Origin of the sequence: Tenacibaculum sp. Cn5-46, assembly GCF_022347705.1 — a bacterium.
Taxonomy (GTDB): Bacteria; Bacteroidota; Bacteroidia; order Flavobacteriales; family Flavobacteriaceae; genus Polaribacter; species Polaribacter aiptasiae.
In genome coordinates, this window is sequence record NZ_JAKRGD010000005.1 from 313,023 (window position 1) to 332,168 (window position 19,146).

At 28.9% G+C, this 19,146-nt stretch carries 20 protein-coding genes and 1 tRNA gene; 7 read left to right on the forward strand and 14 right to left on the reverse strand.

The annotated features are described in order from the left end of the window. The first annotated feature begins 58 nt into the window (after positions 1 to 58). The 4 genes from MHN29_RS12130 (at position 59) to MHN29_RS12145 (ending at position 3,216) form a co-directional block, all read left to right on the forward strand. Positions 59 to 661: an SUMF1/EgtB/PvdO family nonheme iron enzyme gene (locus MHN29_RS12130; RefSeq protein WP_235276004.1), complete on the forward strand. Its 603-nt coding sequence runs from the start codon at positions 59 to 61 to the stop codon at positions 659 to 661. A 37-nt stretch (positions 662 to 698) separates the two neighbouring features. After that, on the forward strand, positions 699 to 1,820 hold the full coding sequence (locus MHN29_RS12135) for an AraC family transcriptional regulator (protein WP_235276005.1): 1,122 nt from the start codon (positions 699 to 701) through the stop codon (positions 1,818 to 1,820). A 71-nt stretch (positions 1,821 to 1,891) separates the two neighbouring features. Then, positions 1,892 to 2,740, forward strand: coding sequence for a CPBP family intramembrane glutamic endopeptidase (locus MHN29_RS12140; RefSeq protein ID WP_235276006.1), 849 nt, complete (start codon positions 1,892 to 1,894; stop codon positions 2,738 to 2,740). A 113-nt stretch (positions 2,741 to 2,853) separates the two neighbouring features. Beyond that, entirely contained in the window at positions 2,854 to 3,216 is a 363-nt protein-coding gene (locus MHN29_RS12145) for a cupin domain-containing protein (RefSeq protein ID WP_175578748.1), read from the forward strand. A gap of 54 nt (positions 3,217 to 3,270) precedes the next feature. Here the strand turns inward: MHN29_RS12145 and MHN29_RS12150 are convergent, their stop codons facing one another. The 6 genes from MHN29_RS12150 to MHN29_RS12175 form a co-directional block, all read right to left on the reverse strand. Continuing rightward, complete coding sequence (locus MHN29_RS12150; protein ID WP_235276007.1) at positions 3,271 to 4,080, reverse strand: DUF4097 family beta strand repeat-containing protein; 810 nt, start codon at positions 4,078 to 4,080, stop codon at positions 3,271 to 3,273. Between the two features lie 5 nt (positions 4,081 to 4,085). Further along, on the reverse strand, positions 4,086 to 5,000 hold the full coding sequence (locus MHN29_RS12155) for a DUF4097 family beta strand repeat-containing protein (RefSeq protein WP_235276008.1): 915 nt from the start codon (positions 4,998 to 5,000) through the stop codon (positions 4,086 to 4,088). Positions 5,001 to 5,082: 82 nt separating this feature from the next. Beyond that, on the reverse strand, positions 5,083 to 5,874 hold the full coding sequence (locus MHN29_RS12160; protein ID WP_235276009.1) for a HEAT repeat domain-containing protein: 792 nt from the start codon (positions 5,872 to 5,874) through the stop codon (positions 5,083 to 5,085). Between the two features lie 4 nt (positions 5,875 to 5,878). Beyond that, positions 5,879 to 6,430, reverse strand: a complete 552-nt coding sequence (locus tag MHN29_RS12165; RefSeq protein ID WP_217701387.1) for an RNA polymerase sigma factor — start codon at positions 6,428 to 6,430, stop codon at positions 5,879 to 5,881. Between the two features lie 56 nt (positions 6,431 to 6,486). Further along, the gene (locus MHN29_RS12170) at positions 6,487 to 7,953 is read right to left on the reverse strand and encodes a serine hydrolase (protein ID WP_235276010.1); all 1,467 of its coding nucleotides are present in this window, start codon (positions 7,951 to 7,953) and stop codon (positions 6,487 to 6,489) included. Further along, positions 7,950 to 9,398: a serine hydrolase gene (locus tag MHN29_RS12175; protein WP_235276011.1), complete on the reverse strand. Its 1,449-nt coding sequence runs from the start codon at positions 9,396 to 9,398 to the stop codon at positions 7,950 to 7,952. Before MHN29_RS12175 ends, MHN29_RS12170 begins: the two co-directional genes overlap by 4 nt. Positions 9,399 to 9,522: 124 nt before the next feature. Here MHN29_RS12175 and MHN29_RS12180 point away from each other — a divergent pair, with 124 nt between their 5' ends. Both MHN29_RS12180 and MHN29_RS12185 read left to right on the forward strand, forming a co-directional pair. Next, positions 9,523 to 10,263, forward strand: a complete 741-nt coding sequence (locus tag MHN29_RS12180; protein WP_235276012.1) for a LytTR family DNA-binding domain-containing protein — start codon at positions 9,523 to 9,525, stop codon at positions 10,261 to 10,263. A 146-nt stretch (positions 10,264 to 10,409) separates the two neighbouring features. After that, positions 10,410 to 12,503: a DUF2306 domain-containing protein gene (locus MHN29_RS12185; protein ID WP_235276013.1), complete on the forward strand. Its 2,094-nt coding sequence runs from the start codon at positions 10,410 to 10,412 to the stop codon at positions 12,501 to 12,503. Positions 12,504 to 12,552: 49 nt separating this feature from the next. On the opposite strand, the gene trxB is transcribed toward MHN29_RS12185, so the two are convergent. Next, positions 12,553 to 13,491 carry a thioredoxin-disulfide reductase gene (gene trxB / locus MHN29_RS12190; protein WP_235276014.1) on the reverse strand — a complete coding sequence of 313 codons (939 nt, stop codon included), beginning with the start codon at positions 13,489 to 13,491 and terminating at the stop codon, positions 12,553 to 12,555. 177 nt (positions 13,492 to 13,668) lie between these two features. Between trxB and MHN29_RS12195 the strand changes: the two genes are divergently transcribed. Next, positions 13,669 to 13,743: transfer RNA gene (locus tag MHN29_RS12195), tRNA-Pro, on the forward strand. A gap of 116 nt (positions 13,744 to 13,859) precedes the next feature. Here the strand turns inward: MHN29_RS12195 and MHN29_RS12200 are convergent. The 7 genes from MHN29_RS12200 to MHN29_RS12230 all read right to left on the reverse strand — a co-directional run bounded on the left by MHN29_RS12200 (position 13,860) and on the right by MHN29_RS12230 (position 18,983). Next, positions 13,860 to 14,069: a hypothetical protein gene (locus MHN29_RS12200; RefSeq protein ID WP_235276015.1), complete on the reverse strand. Its 210-nt coding sequence runs from the start codon at positions 14,067 to 14,069 to the stop codon at positions 13,860 to 13,862. Positions 14,070 to 14,072: 3 nt separating this feature from the next. Continuing rightward, positions 14,073 to 14,642: a DNA-3-methyladenine glycosylase I gene (locus MHN29_RS12205; protein WP_235276016.1), complete on the reverse strand. Its 570-nt coding sequence runs from the start codon at positions 14,640 to 14,642 to the stop codon at positions 14,073 to 14,075. Continuing rightward, the gene (locus tag MHN29_RS12210) at positions 14,621 to 14,866 is read right to left on the reverse strand and encodes an Ada metal-binding domain-containing protein (RefSeq protein ID WP_235276017.1); all 246 of its coding nucleotides are present in this window, start codon (positions 14,864 to 14,866) and stop codon (positions 14,621 to 14,623) included. The genes MHN29_RS12205 and MHN29_RS12210 overlap by 22 nt, the downstream gene beginning before the upstream one ends. Further along, entirely contained in the window at positions 14,863 to 15,708 is an 846-nt protein-coding gene (locus MHN29_RS12215; protein WP_235276018.1) for a methylated-DNA--[protein]-cysteine S-methyltransferase, read from the reverse strand. The genes MHN29_RS12210 and MHN29_RS12215 overlap by 4 nt, the downstream gene beginning before the upstream one ends. A gap of 2 nt (positions 15,709 to 15,710) precedes the next feature. Continuing rightward, positions 15,711 to 17,132, reverse strand: coding sequence for an aminotransferase class V-fold PLP-dependent enzyme (locus MHN29_RS12220; protein ID WP_235276019.1), 1,422 nt, complete (start codon positions 17,130 to 17,132; stop codon positions 15,711 to 15,713). 194 nt (positions 17,133 to 17,326) lie between these two features. Further along, complete coding sequence (locus MHN29_RS12225) at positions 17,327 to 17,665, reverse strand: hypothetical protein (RefSeq protein ID WP_235276020.1); 339 nt, start codon at positions 17,663 to 17,665, stop codon at positions 17,327 to 17,329. Positions 17,666 to 17,726: 61 nt separating this feature from the next. After that, positions 17,727 to 18,983 carry an alkaline phosphatase family protein gene (locus tag MHN29_RS12230; protein ID WP_235276021.1) on the reverse strand — a complete coding sequence of 419 codons (1,257 nt, stop codon included), beginning with the start codon at positions 18,981 to 18,983 and terminating at the stop codon, positions 17,727 to 17,729. Positions 18,984 to 19,146: the final 163 nt, after the last annotated feature.

Sequence of the window (19,146 nt, forward strand, 5' to 3'; positions counted from 1 at the left end):
TTAGTTTTTAGCGGTCTTTTTTATTTATATTTATTTTCCAAGACTCTTAATTCATAAAATGTACTTTATAAAACAATTTAATAGCCTTACCAAACTCATAGCTTTTATAGCTTTATCCATAGTTTTTTCTTGTAAGAAAAATCACCATAACTTATCCCCTGTAAATTATGCTCAATTTGAAACATTTGTAAAGCAAACTGGTTATAAAACTGATGCTGAAAAATATGGATGGTCTATAGTACAAGTAAATGTTTATGATTTTAAAAAAGTTGATGGTGCCAACTGGAAAAAACCTGATGGTATAAACACCATAAATTCTAAAGACTTACCTGTAACTCAAGTAAGTTATAACGATGCCATAGCCTACTGTAAATGGTCTGGTACTCGACTGCCTAATTATGATGAATATTGGGAATTAATTAAAACAGATAAAAGAGTAGTTGTTTCTGAAAATGAACTCCCAATATCTCCTGTAAACGAAGTTAATATTTTAGGAAATGTATGGGATATAACCGAAACTAAAAGAGGTGATTTAGTTAGACTTGCTGGTGGCTCTTTATTTTGCTCAAAAACAACTTGTCACGGTACAGTAAAACAAAGAGAATTGTTTGTAGATAAAGAAACTGGTAATATTCATATAGGCTTTTCTGTTATTAAATAGAGACAGACTTTATCTTTGCAAATAAAATTCTTGACTTTTGAAAGAGCTATTTAATTTCCTTTTTTATTCTGGTTTTAGTTTATGTGTTTTATTAATTATTTTAATTTTAAAACGTTTACATCAGCATTTTTCTAACAAAATTCTAATTGGAATATTTTTTTGCTTATTAATTTTATTTCTAACCTACTCGTCATATTATTTAGAATATACAAACCTCTCTTTTTTTATAACACCAATTGGAACTATAGCTCCATTAGCATTAGGCCCTCTCCTATTTAACTATATAAAATCTATATACAATTCTACAATTGATACCAAAAAGACTGTTAAGGATTTGATTCCTTTTTTTATTGGCTTTTTATTATTTAGTATTCCAAGGTATTTTTTACCAAACCTCAGCAGTAATTATCAAAACAATATTATTCTACTAAGCTTTATCATTCCTTTTTTGGGTTATGGATACTTTATATATTATTTATTCCTAAGCTTTAAGCTTTTAAAAGCAAATAGAAAAAAGGTAAAAGAAAACTATTCTTACATAAAAAACATCGATTTAAAATGGCTGTCAATTTGGTTATATGGACTGATTATTTTTGTTCTTATTGATGGAATCTCTGGTGGATTGTTACTTGTTTATTCATCTTTAAAATTTGTATTAGCTTTTAATCTCCTATTCTTAACTACCTTAATATGGTATATTGGATATTATGGTTTGAATCAAACACAGGTCTTTTTATTGCAAAGAGAATTTAATAAAGAAGAGAAAGTTCTTAAGACACCAGTAGAAGAAAAAAGCAAAATTTATAATTTTCCTGAATTGAAAGAAAAACTAGAAAAGCTTTTTGAAACAGACCAAGTTTTTAAGAAACAAAACCTTTCTTTGAGGGAAACGGCTTCACTATTGGAAACTACCGACAAAAAACTTTCCAATTATTTAAACACCGAACTGAATACTACTTTTTACGAATATGTAAATTCTTATCGAATTCAACATTTCAAGAAAAGTATTAGCAATGGTACTTCAAAAAATTTAACCTTACTGGCTATTGCTTTTGATTCTGGTTTTAACTCTAAAGCTACTTTTAATAGAGTTTTTAAACAGCAAGAAGGAATAACTCCTTTACAATTCAAAAAAAGTTTAGAAAAAAAAGTCTCATAGCATCTAATGAGTCGATTTGCGTCTTGTTTATCAGTTGTTTTGCTCAAAATTTAAATGAGTAAACAATTATTATGAACACAACAATTGACACTAACACGTATCGAGAAACGAACCTTAAAAAAGCAAAAAAATATACTCTTTGGTTGTTAGGAATTTCTTGGGGAATCGGATTCTTATTTTTAAATATCCTTGATTTTTCTAATCTTATTTTTAGAACAATATTTTCATTGGTCTATGGTTTTTTACCGGCAATAGTTGCTATCATAATTAATAAAAAAGAAGGCGGCAATTGGAAATCTCTACAATTTTTTAAACCATCATTAAAAGGAAGTTTATTAGCTGTACTAATCCCCTTAAGCTATGTTACAATCGGATTTTATTGTCAAGTAGAATTAGGATATCGATTAACTCCTGATTGGTCTATTCTTGGAGGTACAACAGAAATAATTTTATTAATTGGGTTAGGTTATTTAGCTACCAGTATTTTAGTAATGGGAGAAGAGATTGGATGGAGAGGTTACCTACAAGAAAAGTTATTTAATGCTTTTGGCGAAATAAAAGGGGTTGTTATTCTAGGACTAATTTGGGCTTTTTGGCATTTACCAGTTGCTTTAAAAGGATACAATTTCCCAAACTATCCTTATTTAGAGGCTTTTGTTACTTACCCTTTAGTATGTATTGCTTTCTCTTTAATTATAGCTTACTTAGGCTATAATAGATATTCAATCTTTATTGCAATTTTAGCACACGGAGCTAACAATCATTTTAATGCTATTGCAATTTCTGTTACTGAATTAAAAGATGAATTTTCTTTTGCAATGCTTAGCAACTTTATATGTCTAGACTTAATTTTAATATTTGGGTACTTGTATTGGAAAAAACTCAAAAAGGCAAAACAACAAGCTATGGAAAAAGCTTAGTGGGGAAACAACTATGAAAAAAGAAGACTAAAAAAAGATCATCAAATAAAATTTGGTGGTCTTTTTAATATAAAATAACTTTAAACACCCTTTGAAACTTAAATGAAACTCTGATGATAAACATAAATAATGCTTTTGAAAGCATCCAAAATTACTTTTCTCCCAAAATAATTTCTGAGGTAAACGATCAATTTGTTAAACTTGCTAAAATTAAAGGAGAAGATATTCCTTGGCACAATCATGAAAATGAAGATGAGTTATTCTATATCATAGAAGGTTCTTTATTAATGGAAATTGAAAACGAACCTAGTTTTACAATGAATAAAGGTGATTTATATGTAGTTCCTAAAGGTGTTAATCATCGTGTTTCTTCAGAAAAAGAATGTTTTATTATGCTTATTGAAAGTAAAACAACATTACATACAGGTACTGTGAAATCTTCAATTACAAAGTCTCTTGATGATCAGAAATACTAAAATAAAAAGAGCCTACAATGAGTAGGCTCTTTTTTATAATATAAATTCAAACTTTTAATTGCTTCTTATAATTACATCTCCATTAAAATTCTTGAAAAGTAATTCTGGTCCTCCTCCATTAATTGCTCCAGTAATCCAGTTTTCTACTTTTACTCTGTATGCATTTCCTTTTTTAGAATTTCCTTTAGTCACTTTAGCTTTTGATGGCTTAGCTTTTAAATCAAAGTCAGTATAAATTTCTCCTCTATCTGATTTAATTTTTACATCAGCTTTTAAATTCTTTGGAAAAGTTACATCGATATCCCCATTTAAACTACTAAAGGCCATTGCTGTATTGGGTGTTACTTTTTTAAAGTTTACTACAATATCTTTATTTAAAGCATCAGCACTCACAGAACCACTAATATCTTTTAAAACAATTCCACCATTTGTATTACTAATATCCATTGCTCCTTCTACATTTTCTACATAAATAGAACCTTGATTTACAGTAGATATTTTTAAAGAAAACTTTTTAGGCACTTTAATCTCAAAATCAATAGTTGCTACTGGAGAACTTTGAATACGAACTGTATTATCTAATTCTTCTACTTCAAATTCCATTGATTGATTTGAAATCTTCTTTAATCCTGATTTTCCTCTTCTACTACTGCTATGTCTATCTTTCCTCCTATTGCCTGTAACCACAACTTCATTACCATCATACCCTACTACTTTTATAGATCCTCTAACAATTCCCATTTTTAAAATTCCTGCTTGCTTAGAATTACTTAATGGAATATTTACTGTTTCTTGTGCTGTTAAATTGAATGCAAATAAAAACAACACATTAAACACTCCTATTTTTATATTTTTAATACTCATTTTTTTTAATTTTTAACTATTGCATCTCCATTTAACTGATCAAAATGTAAATGTACATTTCCGTTCCCTATTTTAAAATGCTTATTGGATGCTATCTTATATTTTGTTCCTTTTTTTCTACTCTCTTTTACCTTTTTAAACCTTGGTGTTGTTTTTTCTAAATCAAAATTGGTGTAAAAACCTCCATTCATTGTTTTATAACTAATTGTTGCATTTAAATTATCTTTAAATTTTATATTAATATCACCATTCAATGAACGATACCAGCTCTCCTCTGTTGGGTTTTTACTATAAGTAATATTAATATCTTCATTTAAAGCATTAACATCGGTTTTCCCTGATACGTTTGTCATATCAATTGCTCCATTAATATTTTTTACTATTAATAATTTACCATGCACATTGGCTACTTTAATATTTCCATTATTTACTGCCTTTATATCAATGCTCGCATTTTTAGGCACTTTAATCTTATAGTTTAATGTGTATTTATACATACGTTTCTTACGATGCTTATAATTCCTTCTATAATTAAAGCTAAATTCTCTATGATCAAAACTACCCGTTTTTAAATCGAAGTTTGAATATGGTGAATCTAAATAAACATATAAAGCATCATCTTTTTTGGCAGATTTTACACCTATTTCTTCTTTCCCTTTTGCTAATTCTTCTTTTGTATCTGCTGAAATAATCTTCGTAACTTCCAACTTAATGGTATGTCCATTATATCCTTCTACATCTATTGATCCGTATACATTATCTACTACCAAAATATTATCTGATGACACTCTAGAAAATTCTAATTCTTTGGTAATTCTTTCAGTACTTTTAAGCTTTTTGTCTTTTTGATATCTCTGTGCCGATATTGTTGTTATTCCACATAATACAACTCCTGCTATTATTGGTTTTAAAAATTTCATAAATACTTATTTTTTGATGAATGACTTGGTTGATTTCAGTAAAAAGCATGCCTAGGATTTGCCATTTACATCAAATACATATTTAAATTATTTGTTGAATACTTTCTTTCATTTTTTCTTTTGCAGCTTCATTAACATCTTCTTCATCTATTAATTTTTCAAATGATTTTACTGCTTTCTTTTCTTGTAACACTACCATTAAATCGGCTAATGCTATTTGTACTAATGGTGATTTTTGGTGTACTATAGAAGCAATCAAACCTTCTCTAACCATTGACAAATCTGTATAATTTGCTAATGCTTCAACTGCCGATAATCGTACATTTACATTTGCGTCTTTATTTAAAGTTGTAAACAATGCTTTAATAACGGTTTCAGTAGCCGAACTTAATTTGTTTGCTTCGTTTACCGCTTGTAACCTTTTATTGGCCGAAGGCTGTTCTAATAATGCTAATACTAATTGTGAACGTACATTTTCTGTTTCTTTTTGAGCATATTTAACTTCTTCAATCAAAGGCTTTTTTTCTGTATTTAACTCCTTTCCTATAAAAAAACCTACTGTTAAAATTGCCAAGGTATAGGCTAATTGTTTAGGAAAACTACTTTCAAAAAGGCTAGTAATTTTGCTAAACACAGATACTTTTTTTAAAGCTTTTTCTGAGGCATTTAACATGGTATAAAACTTCACATCCATGACTGTGCTTGGTTCTGGAATTTCTTCTTCACTTCCACTCCAAAAAACTTGCATTTGTTCAAACTCTTCTTGATATTGTGGATTGTTCTTTAAATATTCCTCAAAAACTTTTCTATTCTCTATTGATAAATTATCTGAAATATAATCCATCATCATTTCTTGAAACTCTTTATAATTCATCGTATTATCTTTTTTCTAAGGTTAGGTATATTTCTTTTAATTCAAACAATGCTCTATGAACTTTGGTTCTTGCTGCTCCTTCTGTACATCCAATAATTTCTCCTACCTCTTTATATTTTAATTCTTTAAACTTACTTAGTGTTAAAACTTCTCTTTTCTCTGATGATAATTGTTCCATAGCTCTTTTAAGAATTGTTTTCTTTTCTAAAACTTCCATTTTTTGCTGAAAATCATCCGAATGATTTAAGTTATACCCTACTTCATCAATATCTTGATGTTGATGTTTTTTTTGCTTTCTGTAATAATCATAACCTTCATTTCGAGCTATTTGAAAAATCCAAGTGATAAATTTGCTTTCTTCCGTGTACGTATGCTTGTATTTTAAAACTCTTACAAACACATTTTGTACTAAATCTTCACTTAATCCGGCATCTTTATTCATATGATAGAAGTAACCAAACAATCGTTTCTTATACCGCTCGTACAATAACCCTAGCTTATGATGCTCTCCGTTTTTTACTTTCAGCATTAATGCGTTATCTGATAGTGTATTCAAGTTTTTGTGTATTAGTTGATTTTTATAAACAGATATACTGTTGTTTTTTAAAAACGTTACAAATTACTTCTTTTTATTTCATTAATTTTTTGCAACATCTTTTTAGCATTTCCTCTTGTTCCCCCCAAAGCAATAGCTTTTTCATAATTCTTTTTTGCTTTGTTATTTTCTTTATTTACAAAGTAAGCCTCCGCTAGACTATCAAATGTATTAGCAGAATTAGAATATTCTTTCGTATTTAACTTAAAAACATAAATCGCTTTTTCTAATTTATTTTGATTTATTAACTGATAACCAACACTATTAATGATTCCTTCTAAATTTATAGCAGGATAATTTTTTTCAGTAATTTCAAGCTTCTTTTTGATATCAACTTCTTCATCAGTTAAAATAGATTGCATCCATTCTTCATATATCAAATTATTTATATCTACAATATCTTCCTCTAGCAGACTTACAATATGATTTATAATATTATCAATATTGAAATAATTTCCTAAGCCATTGGCAAAAAACAGAATACTTAAATTATCATCAGGAAAAACTCTGTAAGCTGTTACTAAGGAGCCTGAAAACCCATAAGACTTATGATTGTTTAATACTCGTTTATCCCAACTATAAGCAAACTTTTTTGTAGATTTTTTATATGAAAACTCTTTCCACATTTCTTCTTTTGTTTCTTTTTTAAGAAGTTGATTTTTTTTCAATCGATTATTCCATTTTATAAACTCATCTATAGTAATATTTAATCCATTTGCTGCCAGCATATAACGCCCTTTCAAACTTGAATGATCTATTTGTATTTTACCGGTTCTAAATGGAAAATAAGGAGTTACTCTATTAAAAACAATATCTTTTGAATTAGAAGAAAAGAATACATTTTCACGTTCGTTTTCGAATTGGTTTTTAAGAATAAAATCTTCTAATTTTTCTCCAGAAACTTTTTCTATAATTTGCTGTAAAAGCCAAAAATTAGATTGATTATAAGCATATTTTTCTCCTTTATCAAACTCAATTTCTCTTTTAAAAACAGCCTCTTTTACTTCCCCTTCTGTAAGCTTCTCTATTTCGGGAAAACTACTCATATCTGGTAATCCTGATGAATGCGTTAATAAGTATTCAAGTTCTATACTTTTCCAGCTTTCAGGAATACCTTCTATATATTTCCCTACCTTATCTTCCAATGACAGTTTACCTTTTTCTATTAGTTGAAAAATAGCAACAGCAATAATAGGTTTGGTTAATGAATATACCCTAAAAATAGATTCGTTTTTTATAGGAACATTGTGCTCTATATTAGCCCTTCCAAAATTTTTTCTGTAAAGGATTGAATCTCCTTTTAAAATAGCTAATGAAATTCCTGGTATATCATGTCGCTTCTGAATATGTGTTACATAGTTTTCTATAGCTTCATTTTCCGTTGTATTTAAAGACTCTTTTTTCGTTTGTAGCGAACAGCCCATCAATAACATTGAAAATAATAAACCACTTATTTTCAACACTAAGTTTTGCTTTTTCTTCATTTATTTTTTTGATTTTTAATTTTAGCTAACATCTTTTTAGCATTTCCTCTTGTTCCCCCCAAAACAATAGCTTTTTCATAATTCTTTTTTGCTTTATTATTTTCTTTATTTATGAAATAAGCCTCCGCTAGACTATCAAATGTATTAGCTGAATTAGAATATTCTTTCGTATTTAACTTAAAAACATAAATCGCTTTATTTATTTTCTTCTCCTTCATGAATTGATATCCCAAACTATTTAATACACTTTCATAATTAATAAAAGGATACTGCTTTTTAACTTTGCTAAAATCACTTAAGGCTAACTGTTCTTTTTTTAATAAAAAACTCTTTTTAAGCGATTTGAAAACTAATGGAGTTACATCTTTTAAATTTTCATCTATCAATCCAGCAATAGCATTAGTCACTCGTTCTATTGGATAGGGAGTACTATAACCGTTAGTTAACCAAATTATGGATAAGTTTTTGCTTGGAATTCTTCTATAATTTACCAAGCCTCCTCCGTTGAATCCGTAAGTTGAAAAACCATTCAAGTTTTGTAAATCCCAACCTCCTTCAGTAAAACCTTTGCCTTTTTTATATGTAAAAGGTGCTAACATTTTCTTCTTACTACTAATCTTTAATAAACTTTCATCATTTAACTTTTTGTCCCATTCAATAAACTTATTTAATGTTATGTGTAAACCAGCTGCTCCATACAAATACTCGGGAACTTTGAAATAAAAATTTTTAAGTTGTCCTTTCTTATTAGGCTTATATTCTGATATTCGATGTGGAATAATTTCTTGAATATTTGAAAATCTAGCTTCTTTATCATTGCTATCAAATTGGTCTTTTAAAATAAATTCCTTAAAATCTCTTTTAGAAATCTTTCTTATGATTCTATTTAACAACCAAAAGTTTGTTTGGTTATAATCCGCTTTATCTCCAGGTTTGAATCTTTTTTCTTTTTTATAAATATCTTCTGTAATAGCTTTTTCATCGCTATCATCCTCTAATTCAATCACATCTGGAAAACCTGATGAATGCGATAAAAGATGTTTAATTTTTATATGCTTCCAACTTTGTGGTAAGTCTTCTAAATATTTTGAAATCTTATCTTCTAAGGAGATTTTATTCTTCTCTATTAATTGAAATATACCTACTGAAACAAAAATTTTAGAGAGTGAATGCATTCTAAACAACGATTGTTCAGAAATAGGAATGTTATACTCTAAATTAGACTTTCCTTGGTACTTTTTATAAATAACTTTTCCATCTTTGAGTATCGCAATTGCTGTTCCTGTAATTCCATACTTTTTAGTTACCTCATTTATATAATTATCTATGGCTATTTCTCTTTTTTGAGCTAAATGATTGCTTTGACTATAAACTGTGAATATTGCCAATAAGCAAAAGCTAAATGTCAATGCTTGTTTTATTCTTTGAAATCGTAATTTAATCATAGTTAGATTTTTAATTGATTAAACAGATATACTTTACTTTCATAAAAACGTTACAACAAAATAGCTCATTACAGTTTTTAAATTCCTGAGAAAATGTATTTTTGAATTTTACCAAAACAATCTGATGAAATTAAATCCATCTGTAGAACATCATACTATTATAGCCATTGTTTTAACTATTTGGGGCTTTTTGTTTAGCATTTTTGCTAGACCCTTTGAGCATGGTTATATGGATTTAAAAATATGGCTAAAAGTAAGTACAGGATTTAGTCTAGCCCTATTTATAAGTTATTTTATAATAAGTATCCTTCAAAAAAAACTATTTAGTAAAGAACAAAAGTGGTCCTTATCTTATGAAGTTTACATGTACCTTATCATGTATACTTTGTATACTATAATTACATACACATTTTATAGAAGCCCTATAATTAAAGGGATTTACTACTTTCCCGACTTTTTTTTCAAAATAAGCATCAATATTATTCTAATTATTACGCCGATTATTATTATCGCAAGAAAGTATGTATTAAAGTTAATTCCTAAAGAGGGAACAAAGGAAATCGTTATTAAAGGAACTAATAAGTTAGATTTTCTAAAAATTAAAGAATCAGAATTAGTTTGTGTTTCAAACTCTCAGAATTATGTAGAAATTTTTTATCTAGAAAATGAAGAATTAAAAACGAAATTAATTAGAAGTACATTGAAAAAAATTCAAACAGATTTTGACTTCTTAATTCAAATTCATCGTTCTCATTTAATCAATCCAACACACTTCAAATCTTGGAAAGACGCCAATGCTATTTTTGTAACACAAATAGAACTACCTGTTTCAAAAAGCTATAAAAACAATCTTTTAAGTCTATAAAATTCGTACCTAAAAAGTACATTTTCGTACCATGCGCCTTTATTTTAACCAAAAAAAACAGGTTTTATACCTTATCCAATTTTTATAACTAAATACACATTTTTTGATTCTATTTTGGGAATATCAAAACTTAAAATTCAATCAAAATGAAGAGATTATTGTGGCTTATTTTTATATGCCTTTGTTTATTTATTGGTATTACAAGACCCTTAAAATATTTTTTAGCTGATGGTCCTATAGACTTACTAGCAATGAAACCTCAAGAAGTACTAAACAGTCTAATTTATAAAATTTCATTTTTTGTTCATATTACTTTTGGAGGAATTGCTTTACTGATTGGATGGATACAATTTTCTGAAAAAATTAGAAAAAAATATATAAAGCTTCATAGAATAATTGGTAAAATTTATGTGGGCTCAATTTTCATTGCTGGACCTGTTGGATTTTACATTGGCTTTTTTGCCAGAGGTGGATTACCTACAGAAATAGGATTCACATTTGGTGCTCTTATATGGATAGTTGCTACCTACATGGGGTATAAAACTATAAGAAAAGGAAATATTGAAGCTCATAAAGAATATATGACCTATAGCTATGCAGGAACATTTGCTGCTGTTACTTTACGATTCTGGTTACCATTGTTAATTTCAACTACTAGAAACTTTGACCTTGCTTATGGAATTTCTGTATGGTTAAGTTGGATACCTAATATTTTTGTTGCTTATTTGATTGTCCATAAAAAAGATACTGTGCTCTATTACTACAAAAAATATAAAATTGAAACTATTTTAAAAGGAAGCGCTGCAATTGCTGTTATTATGGTAATATTATCATACACTAGTATCCAAACTTGGTTTTATAACAAACCTTCTTTTAAAGGAATTGCTTTAGAAAAGAAAACTATTGATCAATACTCGTATTTTACTACAGAAAAATTTAATGAAATAGATAACTATTTAAAAGAAGAATCTGAAACAACGAGTATGATGGTGCTCGAAAACGGTAAGGTAGTATATGAATACGGAGATGTTTCTGAAATTAGTGATATTAAAGACTCTAGAAACGGTATTGTAAGCTTACTTTTTGGAAAATATGTAGAGAATAACACAATCAATTTACAAGAAACCATTGGAGCTAATAATGTTACTGAATATAACGGATTATTATCTATTGAAAAGCAAGCAAGTATTGAAAACTTACTTACCTCTTCATCGGGAGTTATATATCCTAAAAATCAACGATACCTTTATACTTTTCCCAAAGTTAGAAAAAGAGGTATGGTAAAACCTGGTGATTATTTTATGGTAAACAATTGGGATTACAACGTTGCCAGCTATATTCTTGAAAATAAATCTAGAAACCACTTTCACAGAGAAGTTGAAAATCAATTAGCAATTCCTCTAGGTTTTGAGGATTGGCATATCAAAAACCAAAATCAAACTAGAGACTTAAAAAAATCGATGTTTACATCTTATGAAGTTCATATTTCTACACGTGATATGGCCAAAATAGGACAACTTTTACTTCAAAAAGGTAAATGGGATGGAAAACAAATTTTTTCTAAAAATTGGGTTACTAAAATTACATCAACATTTATTTCAAGAGATTCAGTAACAAGTAGAATTCGGAGAGATATTTCAAGTCCAATGCAACAATCTTATGGATATTCTTGGTGGCTTTTTGAACGCTTTTATGACAATCCAGATTTTGAAAATGCTTATACTTCTTGGGATGAATCAGGTCAATTTATTACGGTTATACCTAAGAGAAATGTGGTAATCGCTCATAAAACGAAACTAGATTACCTAACACACACTAAACTTTCAGAGAGAACTAAAACCCCTTCTTGGCGTTATTGGTGGATTATAAGAAAACTTATGTTGAATAGAAAAATGATTGTTGAACTCTCTCCAGAAAAATCTGCTGATGAAATTATCGAATTTATAAAAAGCGAATATAATACAGACTCAGAGTATGCAATTTCTGAACGTTTGATTAATGAATATGGACAATCATTAGCTGACAAAGGAAACTATTCTGATGCTATAAAGTTTTTTGAACTCAATTTAAAATTATATCCAAACCATGGATATTATACGCATCGAATTTATAATTACTATGGTAATAGTTTGGTAAAATTAAAGAGGAATGAAGAAGCTCTGAAAGCTTTTGAAGAATCATTGAAATTAAATTCAGATAATCCAGAAGCAAAAAAAATGATTGAACAATTAAAACCATAAAAAAAGCTTCCCAAATTGGGAAGCTTTTTATTTCATATAAAACCGAACTTTATTCTAAAGCTCCTAAATAACGCTCAGCATCTAAAGCCGCCATACATCCTGTACCTGCTGCTGTTACCGCTTGACGATATTCTTTATCTTGTACATCTCCTGCTGCAAATACTCCTGGTAAATTTGTTTTAGTAGATTTACCTTTGGTAATTAAATATCCTGTTTCGTCCATATCTAATACATCTTTAAATAATTCTGTATTAGGCTTATGTCCAATTGCAATGAATACTCCAGTTACTGGAATATCAACTTTATCACCAGTTTGGTTGTTTACTACACGTACACCTTCAACAACATTATCTCCTAATACCTCATCAATTTCAGTATTATACATTACAGTAATGTTTTCTGTTTTATTTACACGGTGTTGCATTGCTTTAGAAGCACGCATATAATCTTTACGTACTAACATTGTTACTTTATTACATATGTTAGCTAAGTATGTAGCCTCTTCTGCAGCTGTATCTCCAGCTCCAACAACTACAACATCTTGTCCTTTATAAAAGAAACCGTCACAAGTAGCACAAGCAGAAACTCCACCACCAATTAAACGTTGTTCACTTTCTAGTCCTAAATATTTTGCAGTAGCTCCAGTAGAGATAATAACTGTTTCTGCTTCTAAATCTGTAGAATCATCTACAGTTACTTTATGAATTCCTCCTTCTTCTTTAGAAAACTCCACTTTAGTAGCTAATCCAAAACGTACGTCAGTTCCAAAACGCTCTGCTTGATTTTTTAAATCATTCATCATTGCAGTACCATCAGTTCCATTTGGATATCCAGGAAAGTTATCAACTTCAGTAGTTGTAGTTAACTGTCCTCCCATTTGCATTCCTGTATACATAACTGGTTTCATATCAGCTCTTGCTGCATATATTGCTGCAGTATATCCTGCTGGCCCAGACCCAATGATTAAACATTTTATTTTTTCTGCCATCTTCTAAAAAATTTTATGATTACAAAAGTAATTTTTTTTAAAATATATCAAGTTTTTTTAAAATATATTTTCGCTATTAGACGATAGATTACGCCTATCTTACAAAGATTTATTTTTTTTTACTTTTTTTGTTTGTAAACAAAGAATTTTTTATACATTTGCAACCCGATAATCATTCGGGGCGTAGCGTAGCCCGGTTATCGCGCCGCGTTTGGGACGCGGAGGTCGCAGGTTCGAATCCTGCCGCCCCGACAAAAACCTTGTTAATCTTATGATTTTCAAGGTTTTTTTTAGTTTTACTAGCCAAGTATTTAAAATCGTATTAGAGGTTTCTAAAACGATTAAGTATTTTTTATTTTTAAATGAAACTATATAACATCATAACAAAAGTGACCTATTCGGTTACCTTTTCGATTTAATTCCCCTATACAAGTATTAACTAATAATGGGAAAATTATGATAATCTTAAACTCCTTTAATATTCTATTTTGATTAAATATTTTACCCCAGTAATGTACAGTGCCATCATAAGGTAACCAGTTTTTTGTTGAATCTATTTGTTCTTGAAATAATTCCATCTTTTATTTTCTTAAAAAACAATCTAAAGTGTGGTCGTTAATCATTCCAATAGATTGCATATAGGAATATACAATTATTGGTCCAACGAAACTCATTCCTTTCTTTTTTAATTCTTTAGAAATCTGTTCTGCTAAAGAAGACGTAACCGGCAATACTGTTGCATCTTTGTAATGATTAATTATGGGTGTATTATTTATTTTACTCCAAATATATTTACTAAAAGAACCAAATTCTTTTTGAATTTCAATAAACACTTTTGCATTTTTAATAGCAGAGTTTATTTTTAATTTATTGCGTATAATTCCTTTATCATTTACTAGTCTGTCAATATCTTTTTCAGAATATTTGGCTACTTTTTGAACATCAAAATTATCGAATGCTTTCCTGTAATTTTCTCTTCTTTTTAAAATAGTAATCCACGATAAACCTGCTTGAGCACCTTCCAAAATTAACATTTCGAATAAGGTTCTATCATCATATTTTGGAACTCCCCATTCGTTATCGTGATAATCTTGATAAACAAGATCGTTACTACACCATTTGCACCTTTTTAATTCTGTTGTGCTTTCCATAATTTATATTTATCAGTCATACAATGACCACAGGGTCTAAAATCATTTTCTTTAGCTTCTTTTTCGGTTTTAAAAAACATTCGGTTTTGAATTTTCATACGTTTGCCTGATTTACATTGAAGTGTACCGTATATTTTCAATCGTCTATTTCCTCCAAGAGTAATTTCTTTATTTTTAATTTTGAGAAACAGCTCTTTTTTATTGATGTCTGAGTGTTTAATCATACAGATGTTTTTGCAGCTTCCCAACCTAAAATAGCTTTCTTTCTGATTGGATTCCAACGATAACCACCTGTTTTACCAGAAGATTGAATGACTCTATGACAAGGAATTAAATAAGCAATAGGATTACTTCCAATTGCTGTGCCTACCGCCCGTTGTGCATTTGGTTTGGCAATTTTTTTTGCAATTTCTCCATAGGTTGCTAATTTCCCTTTCGGAATAGTTAATAGAGCTTCCCAAACTTTTAATTGAAAATCTGTACCTTTTAGATGTAATTTTATTTCACTAAGTTCTTCCCAATTATTTAAGAAAACCTTCAATATCTCCTGTTGAATTTTGTCTACCTTTTGTTCGTAATTTGCATTTGGAAAGTTGTTTATTAAAATTTGTAGAGCTTCTTCTTTATTATCTACAAAAGCAATATGACATATGCCTTTTTTAGTAGTGGCAACCAAAATATCACCAAACTGAGTTTCTGCATAACTATAGTTTATATTTAAAGTTTTCCCTCCATTTTTATATTCTCCTGGTGTCATTCCTTCTATGTTTATAAATAAATCGTGTAAACGACTGGTACCTGAAAGTCCTGTGTCTAATGCAGTATCAAATAATGTGTTTCCATCTTTTTTAAGCTTGTTTTTGGCATAATTTAAACTTAAATATTGAATATACTTTTTGGGTGAAACACCTACCCAATCTTTAAATAACCGTTGAAAATGATGAGGACTTAAATGTATATGTTCGGCAATATCATCTAAAGAAGGTTGTTTTTTAAAATGCTCATCTAAATATTCAATAGCTTCTGCTATTTTATTATAATGATATGTGTTTTTATTATCTGACATGGTTACTGTTGATATGCTTCTCGTTCTTTATTTAATTCTTCAATTAACTCATCAATTTCAGTTTTAGTTGTATTGTAATTTGTAATACAAGCTCTAAATGTTGGAATGTTTTTTATGGGATAAACCGATAACCAAGATTTTCCTCTAGCTAAGATATTATCTAAAATGGTTTTGGTGAAATTCAAATCCGATTCCAATTGTTCATCTGTAAAACATACTACTGGTAATTCGGTATTATTCTTAATAATCCAGTTGTTTTCTATCAGTTTTCTCCTCAGATACTCACCTATATTAGCTTGATGATCGATTGTTTTTTCATAACCATTCCAACCATAAAATAATAAAGATAAATACACTTTTAACCCAATAAACCGTCTTGACCATTGAATAGAATGTGAGAAAGGTTCAATAATTTCCAATTCACTAGCTTCTTTAGGCATATATTCTGTTGTTATTCTAAATGTTTTATTAAGGATTTCTGAGGTAGAAGTCAAAAATATACTTGTCCCCATAGGTACAGACATCCATTTATGTGCATCAAAAGTTATAGAATCTGAAACAGAAATACCATTTAAGTTGTGTTTTAGTTTTGAACTTAAAACCGCAGCTCCACCATAGGCTGCATCAACGTGAAACCATATGTTATGTGTTTTGCAAATTTTAGATATACTTTCTAAATCATCAATTGTTCCCGTCCCAGTTGTTCCTGCTGTACCAATAACCATTAATGGACTATGTATTGAGGTATTAAGATTTATGATTTCTTTCTCTAATAATTGAGTGTCGATTTTTAAATCTTTATTAGTAGGAATAGTTTTCACAAAATCATATCCTAATCCTACAATTTTTGCTGCCTTTTGTACAGAATGGTGTGCTTCTTGAGAACAAAAAATAATTGGTTTTTTATCTAAACCAAACATACCATTTTTAGCAAAATCTGGATACTTATTGTTTAACGCACATAAAACAGCAGTTAAATTTGCTTCGGCTCCACCTGTAGTAAAAACACCATCAGCATTATTTTTATCGAACCCGAATTTTTCAATAAATTCTCTTATTACGTGTGCTTCTACTTCAACAGCAAAAGGAGCATGACTCCAAGCTGCTAATTGAGGATTATATGAAGCAGTTATAAAGTCTGCGATAATTCCAGCAAAATTCGCACGAGGATTGAATAAACCAAAATAGTTTGGATGTGGTGTATGAACCGAATAATTTTCAAGACCATTAATGATATGTTCTATAGCATTTTTTGGATTATTTCCTGAAACTAAATTTGGAGTTTCTACTAAATTCCGTATTTCTTGTACATTTAATTCAGGCGTAGTATTGTAATCTTTGGTGTTAGCGTAAAAATGCTCTACTTTATCTAAAACAGTATGTAATATTTCTTTTCGCTCTTTATAGTCAAAATCAAAATTCATTTTCTGTATCGTTTATTATTTTAACAAAACTCTGAAATCTTTAATCATTGAAAAACCCGTTTCTTGCGGTTTTACGGAAACATAATTTATAAAGAGACATTAACTTTTTAGATTAATATAGAGCTTAATTTAACTCATCAATTTTAAGATATGAGTAAATCATTTTGCCTAATTACTCTTAATTAATAATATAGTTATTTAAAGAATTTTAGCGTACGAAAGGAATTCTTTTTTGCTTCTTTTATATTTCTAAGCCACATGTTAGCAAACGATATATGACTGTGCAACATTCTTTTATTACATTCTTTAATACTTCCATTTTCAAAGGGTGATATAACTGTATTAAATCCCATATAATCATTTTTATAACTATAAGGGAAAATTACATTATCCGATTTATTTTGAATAAGTAAGAAACACATTTCGGGGTCAGCCATTAAATCACCATTCAGTTTTCCGTAATGAGCAAAAGAATAGTTCCCATTTGGATTCCTTGAAAAACTAAGAAGTTGTAAATAACTGATTTTAAACATTGTAAATATATAGGAAGTAATCCTACCTTTTTTATCAAAAACCTTGTTAATTTTATGATTTTCAAGGTTTTTTTAGTTTTACTAACCAAGTATTTAAAATCGTATTAGAGGTTTCTAAAACGATTTTACCAAAACCATTTGGAATTCTTTTTATAGGAATCCTAACCTGTTCTTCTTCCAACGAAACCGATGTTATATATTCGTATTTATCTATTCCCCCATATTTTGCTTCGTTATATGTACTAAAATATAATTTAGCTTTTCCTTTCTTAACTAGACTTTTCCATGTTATAAGAAAACTATCTTTTTCTTTTTTAGCTTCTAAATTAATTACATCTACAAGATTTATCAACGACACTCCATCAAGCTCTCTTCTAATATTATCTGGTATTTCTAAATTCAAAAAATCAGTTATCGTAGGAAAAATATCCACTATAGCTGGTATATAATTTTTAAAATAAAAATTTGTTTTTTTAGTATTCGTTACAATCCATGTGCTTCTTTCTCTACGGCTTTGTCCTCCATGATCTTTACCTTCTTTTTTATTTCTTCCATGATCGGTTGTTACAATTAATAACCACTCTTCATTATTCAATTTCTCTCGTTTTTTTATAGCATTCCATATTTTTCCAACTAACTTATCTTCAAAACTCACAGCTGCTTCAAATCGCTTACTATCTCCATAACGATGTCCTATATCATCAGAAAACTCAAGATACACCCATGAAATATCTGGTCCTTTTTCTACAATTGTCTTTGCAGTATAATCAGCCACAGTATAGTCGATGAGTTTCATAAAGTTTCTTCTCTTATCATGTGGAAAATTTATAGTGTCATTTTCCAAACCGTCAAAAGCATAATCTACTTTTATAAAATTTGTAGCTTTTAAACCATCTCCTACTAACTTAGTTCTATTATCCAACCAAGAAGAAAACACTCCTATTGTTCCTTTTGGTCTTTTATCTTTAAAAAGTTTAAAAATAGTTGGGTAATTATAATTAGGTAATTTAATGCTGTTTCCCCATACATTATGTTTATTAGCCCAAGTTCCTGTGAGAAGGCTATTATAACCAACAGCTGAAATAGTAGGTGTTTCTGAATAAGTTCCTTTACCTCCGCCAACATAAGCATCAGTATAACTCCCTTGTAAGCTAATACTATCTAAATATGGAGTTTTTGATGATTTAAGTTGATCTGTTGAAATTCCATCAACAATAACAAATACCACTTTTTTAACAATAGAGTCTTTATATATTCTATTCGCATTAACTATTGAATGAAATAGAAAAAACACTAGCGACAAAACATCTCTTCTCATAATTAAAACTTTAACTGTTTTTATAATTTGTATTAAACAAATATTTTTTTGAGTGGAGATTTAGCTAGAATATTTGCTAAGATTAATAAATTTAGTAATAGTTTAAGGGAAGTTTCTATCTATTACTTTTCGGTACAATATATAAATTTATTTACGAGAATTC

Bases quoted from the DNA above. Each gene is read 5' to 3' on its own strand.
- MHN29_RS12130 (WP_235276004.1), top strand. From the start codon at position 59: ATGTACTTTATAAAACAATTTAATAGCCTTACCAAACTCATAGCTTTT.
- MHN29_RS12140 (WP_235276006.1), top strand. From the start codon at position 1,892: ATGAACACAACAATTGACACTAACACGTATCGAGAAACGAACCTTAAA.
- MHN29_RS12145 (WP_175578748.1), top strand. From the start codon at position 2,854: ATGATAAACATAAATAATGCTTTTGAAAGCATCCAAAATTACTTTTCT.
- MHN29_RS12150 (WP_235276007.1), bottom strand. From the start codon at position 4,080: ATGAGTATTAAAAATATAAAAATAGGAGTGTTTAATGTGTTGTTTTTA.
- MHN29_RS12155 (WP_235276008.1), bottom strand. From the start codon at position 5,000: ATGAAATTTTTAAAACCAATAATAGCAGGAGTTGTATTATGTGGAATA.
- MHN29_RS12160 (WP_235276009.1), bottom strand. From the start codon at position 5,874: ATGAATTATAAAGAGTTTCAAGAAATGATGATGGATTATATTTCAGAT.
- MHN29_RS12170 (WP_235276010.1), bottom strand. From the start codon at position 7,953: ATGAAGAAAAAGCAAAACTTAGTGTTGAAAATAAGTGGTTTATTATTT.
- MHN29_RS12175 (WP_235276011.1), bottom strand. From the start codon at position 9,398: ATGATTAAATTACGATTTCAAAGAATAAAACAAGCATTGACATTTAGC.
- MHN29_RS12180 (WP_235276012.1), top strand. From the start codon at position 9,523: ATGAAATTAAATCCATCTGTAGAACATCATACTATTATAGCCATTGTT.
- MHN29_RS12185 (WP_235276013.1), top strand. From the start codon at position 10,410: ATGAAGAGATTATTGTGGCTTATTTTTATATGCCTTTGTTTATTTATT.
- trxB (WP_235276014.1), bottom strand. From the start codon at position 13,491: ATGGCAGAAAAAATAAAATGTTTAATCATTGGGTCTGGGCCAGCAGGA.
- MHN29_RS12200 (WP_235276015.1), bottom strand. From the start codon at position 14,069: ATGGAATTATTTCAAGAACAAATAGATTCAACAAAAAACTGGTTACCT.
- MHN29_RS12205 (WP_235276016.1), bottom strand. From the start codon at position 14,642: ATGGAAAGCACAACAGAATTAAAAAGGTGCAAATGGTGTAGTAACGAT.
- MHN29_RS12210 (WP_235276017.1), bottom strand. From the start codon at position 14,866: ATGATTAAACACTCAGACATCAATAAAAAAGAGCTGTTTCTCAAAATT.
- MHN29_RS12215 (WP_235276018.1), bottom strand. From the start codon at position 15,708: ATGTCAGATAATAAAAACACATATCATTATAATAAAATAGCAGAAGCT.
- MHN29_RS12220 (WP_235276019.1), bottom strand. From the start codon at position 17,132: ATGAATTTTGATTTTGACTATAAAGAGCGAAAAGAAATATTACATACT.
- MHN29_RS12225 (WP_235276020.1), bottom strand. From the start codon at position 17,665: ATGTTTAAAATCAGTTATTTACAACTTCTTAGTTTTTCAAGGAATCCA.
- MHN29_RS12230 (WP_235276021.1), bottom strand. From the start codon at position 18,983: ATGAGAAGAGATGTTTTGTCGCTAGTGTTTTTTCTATTTCATTCAATA.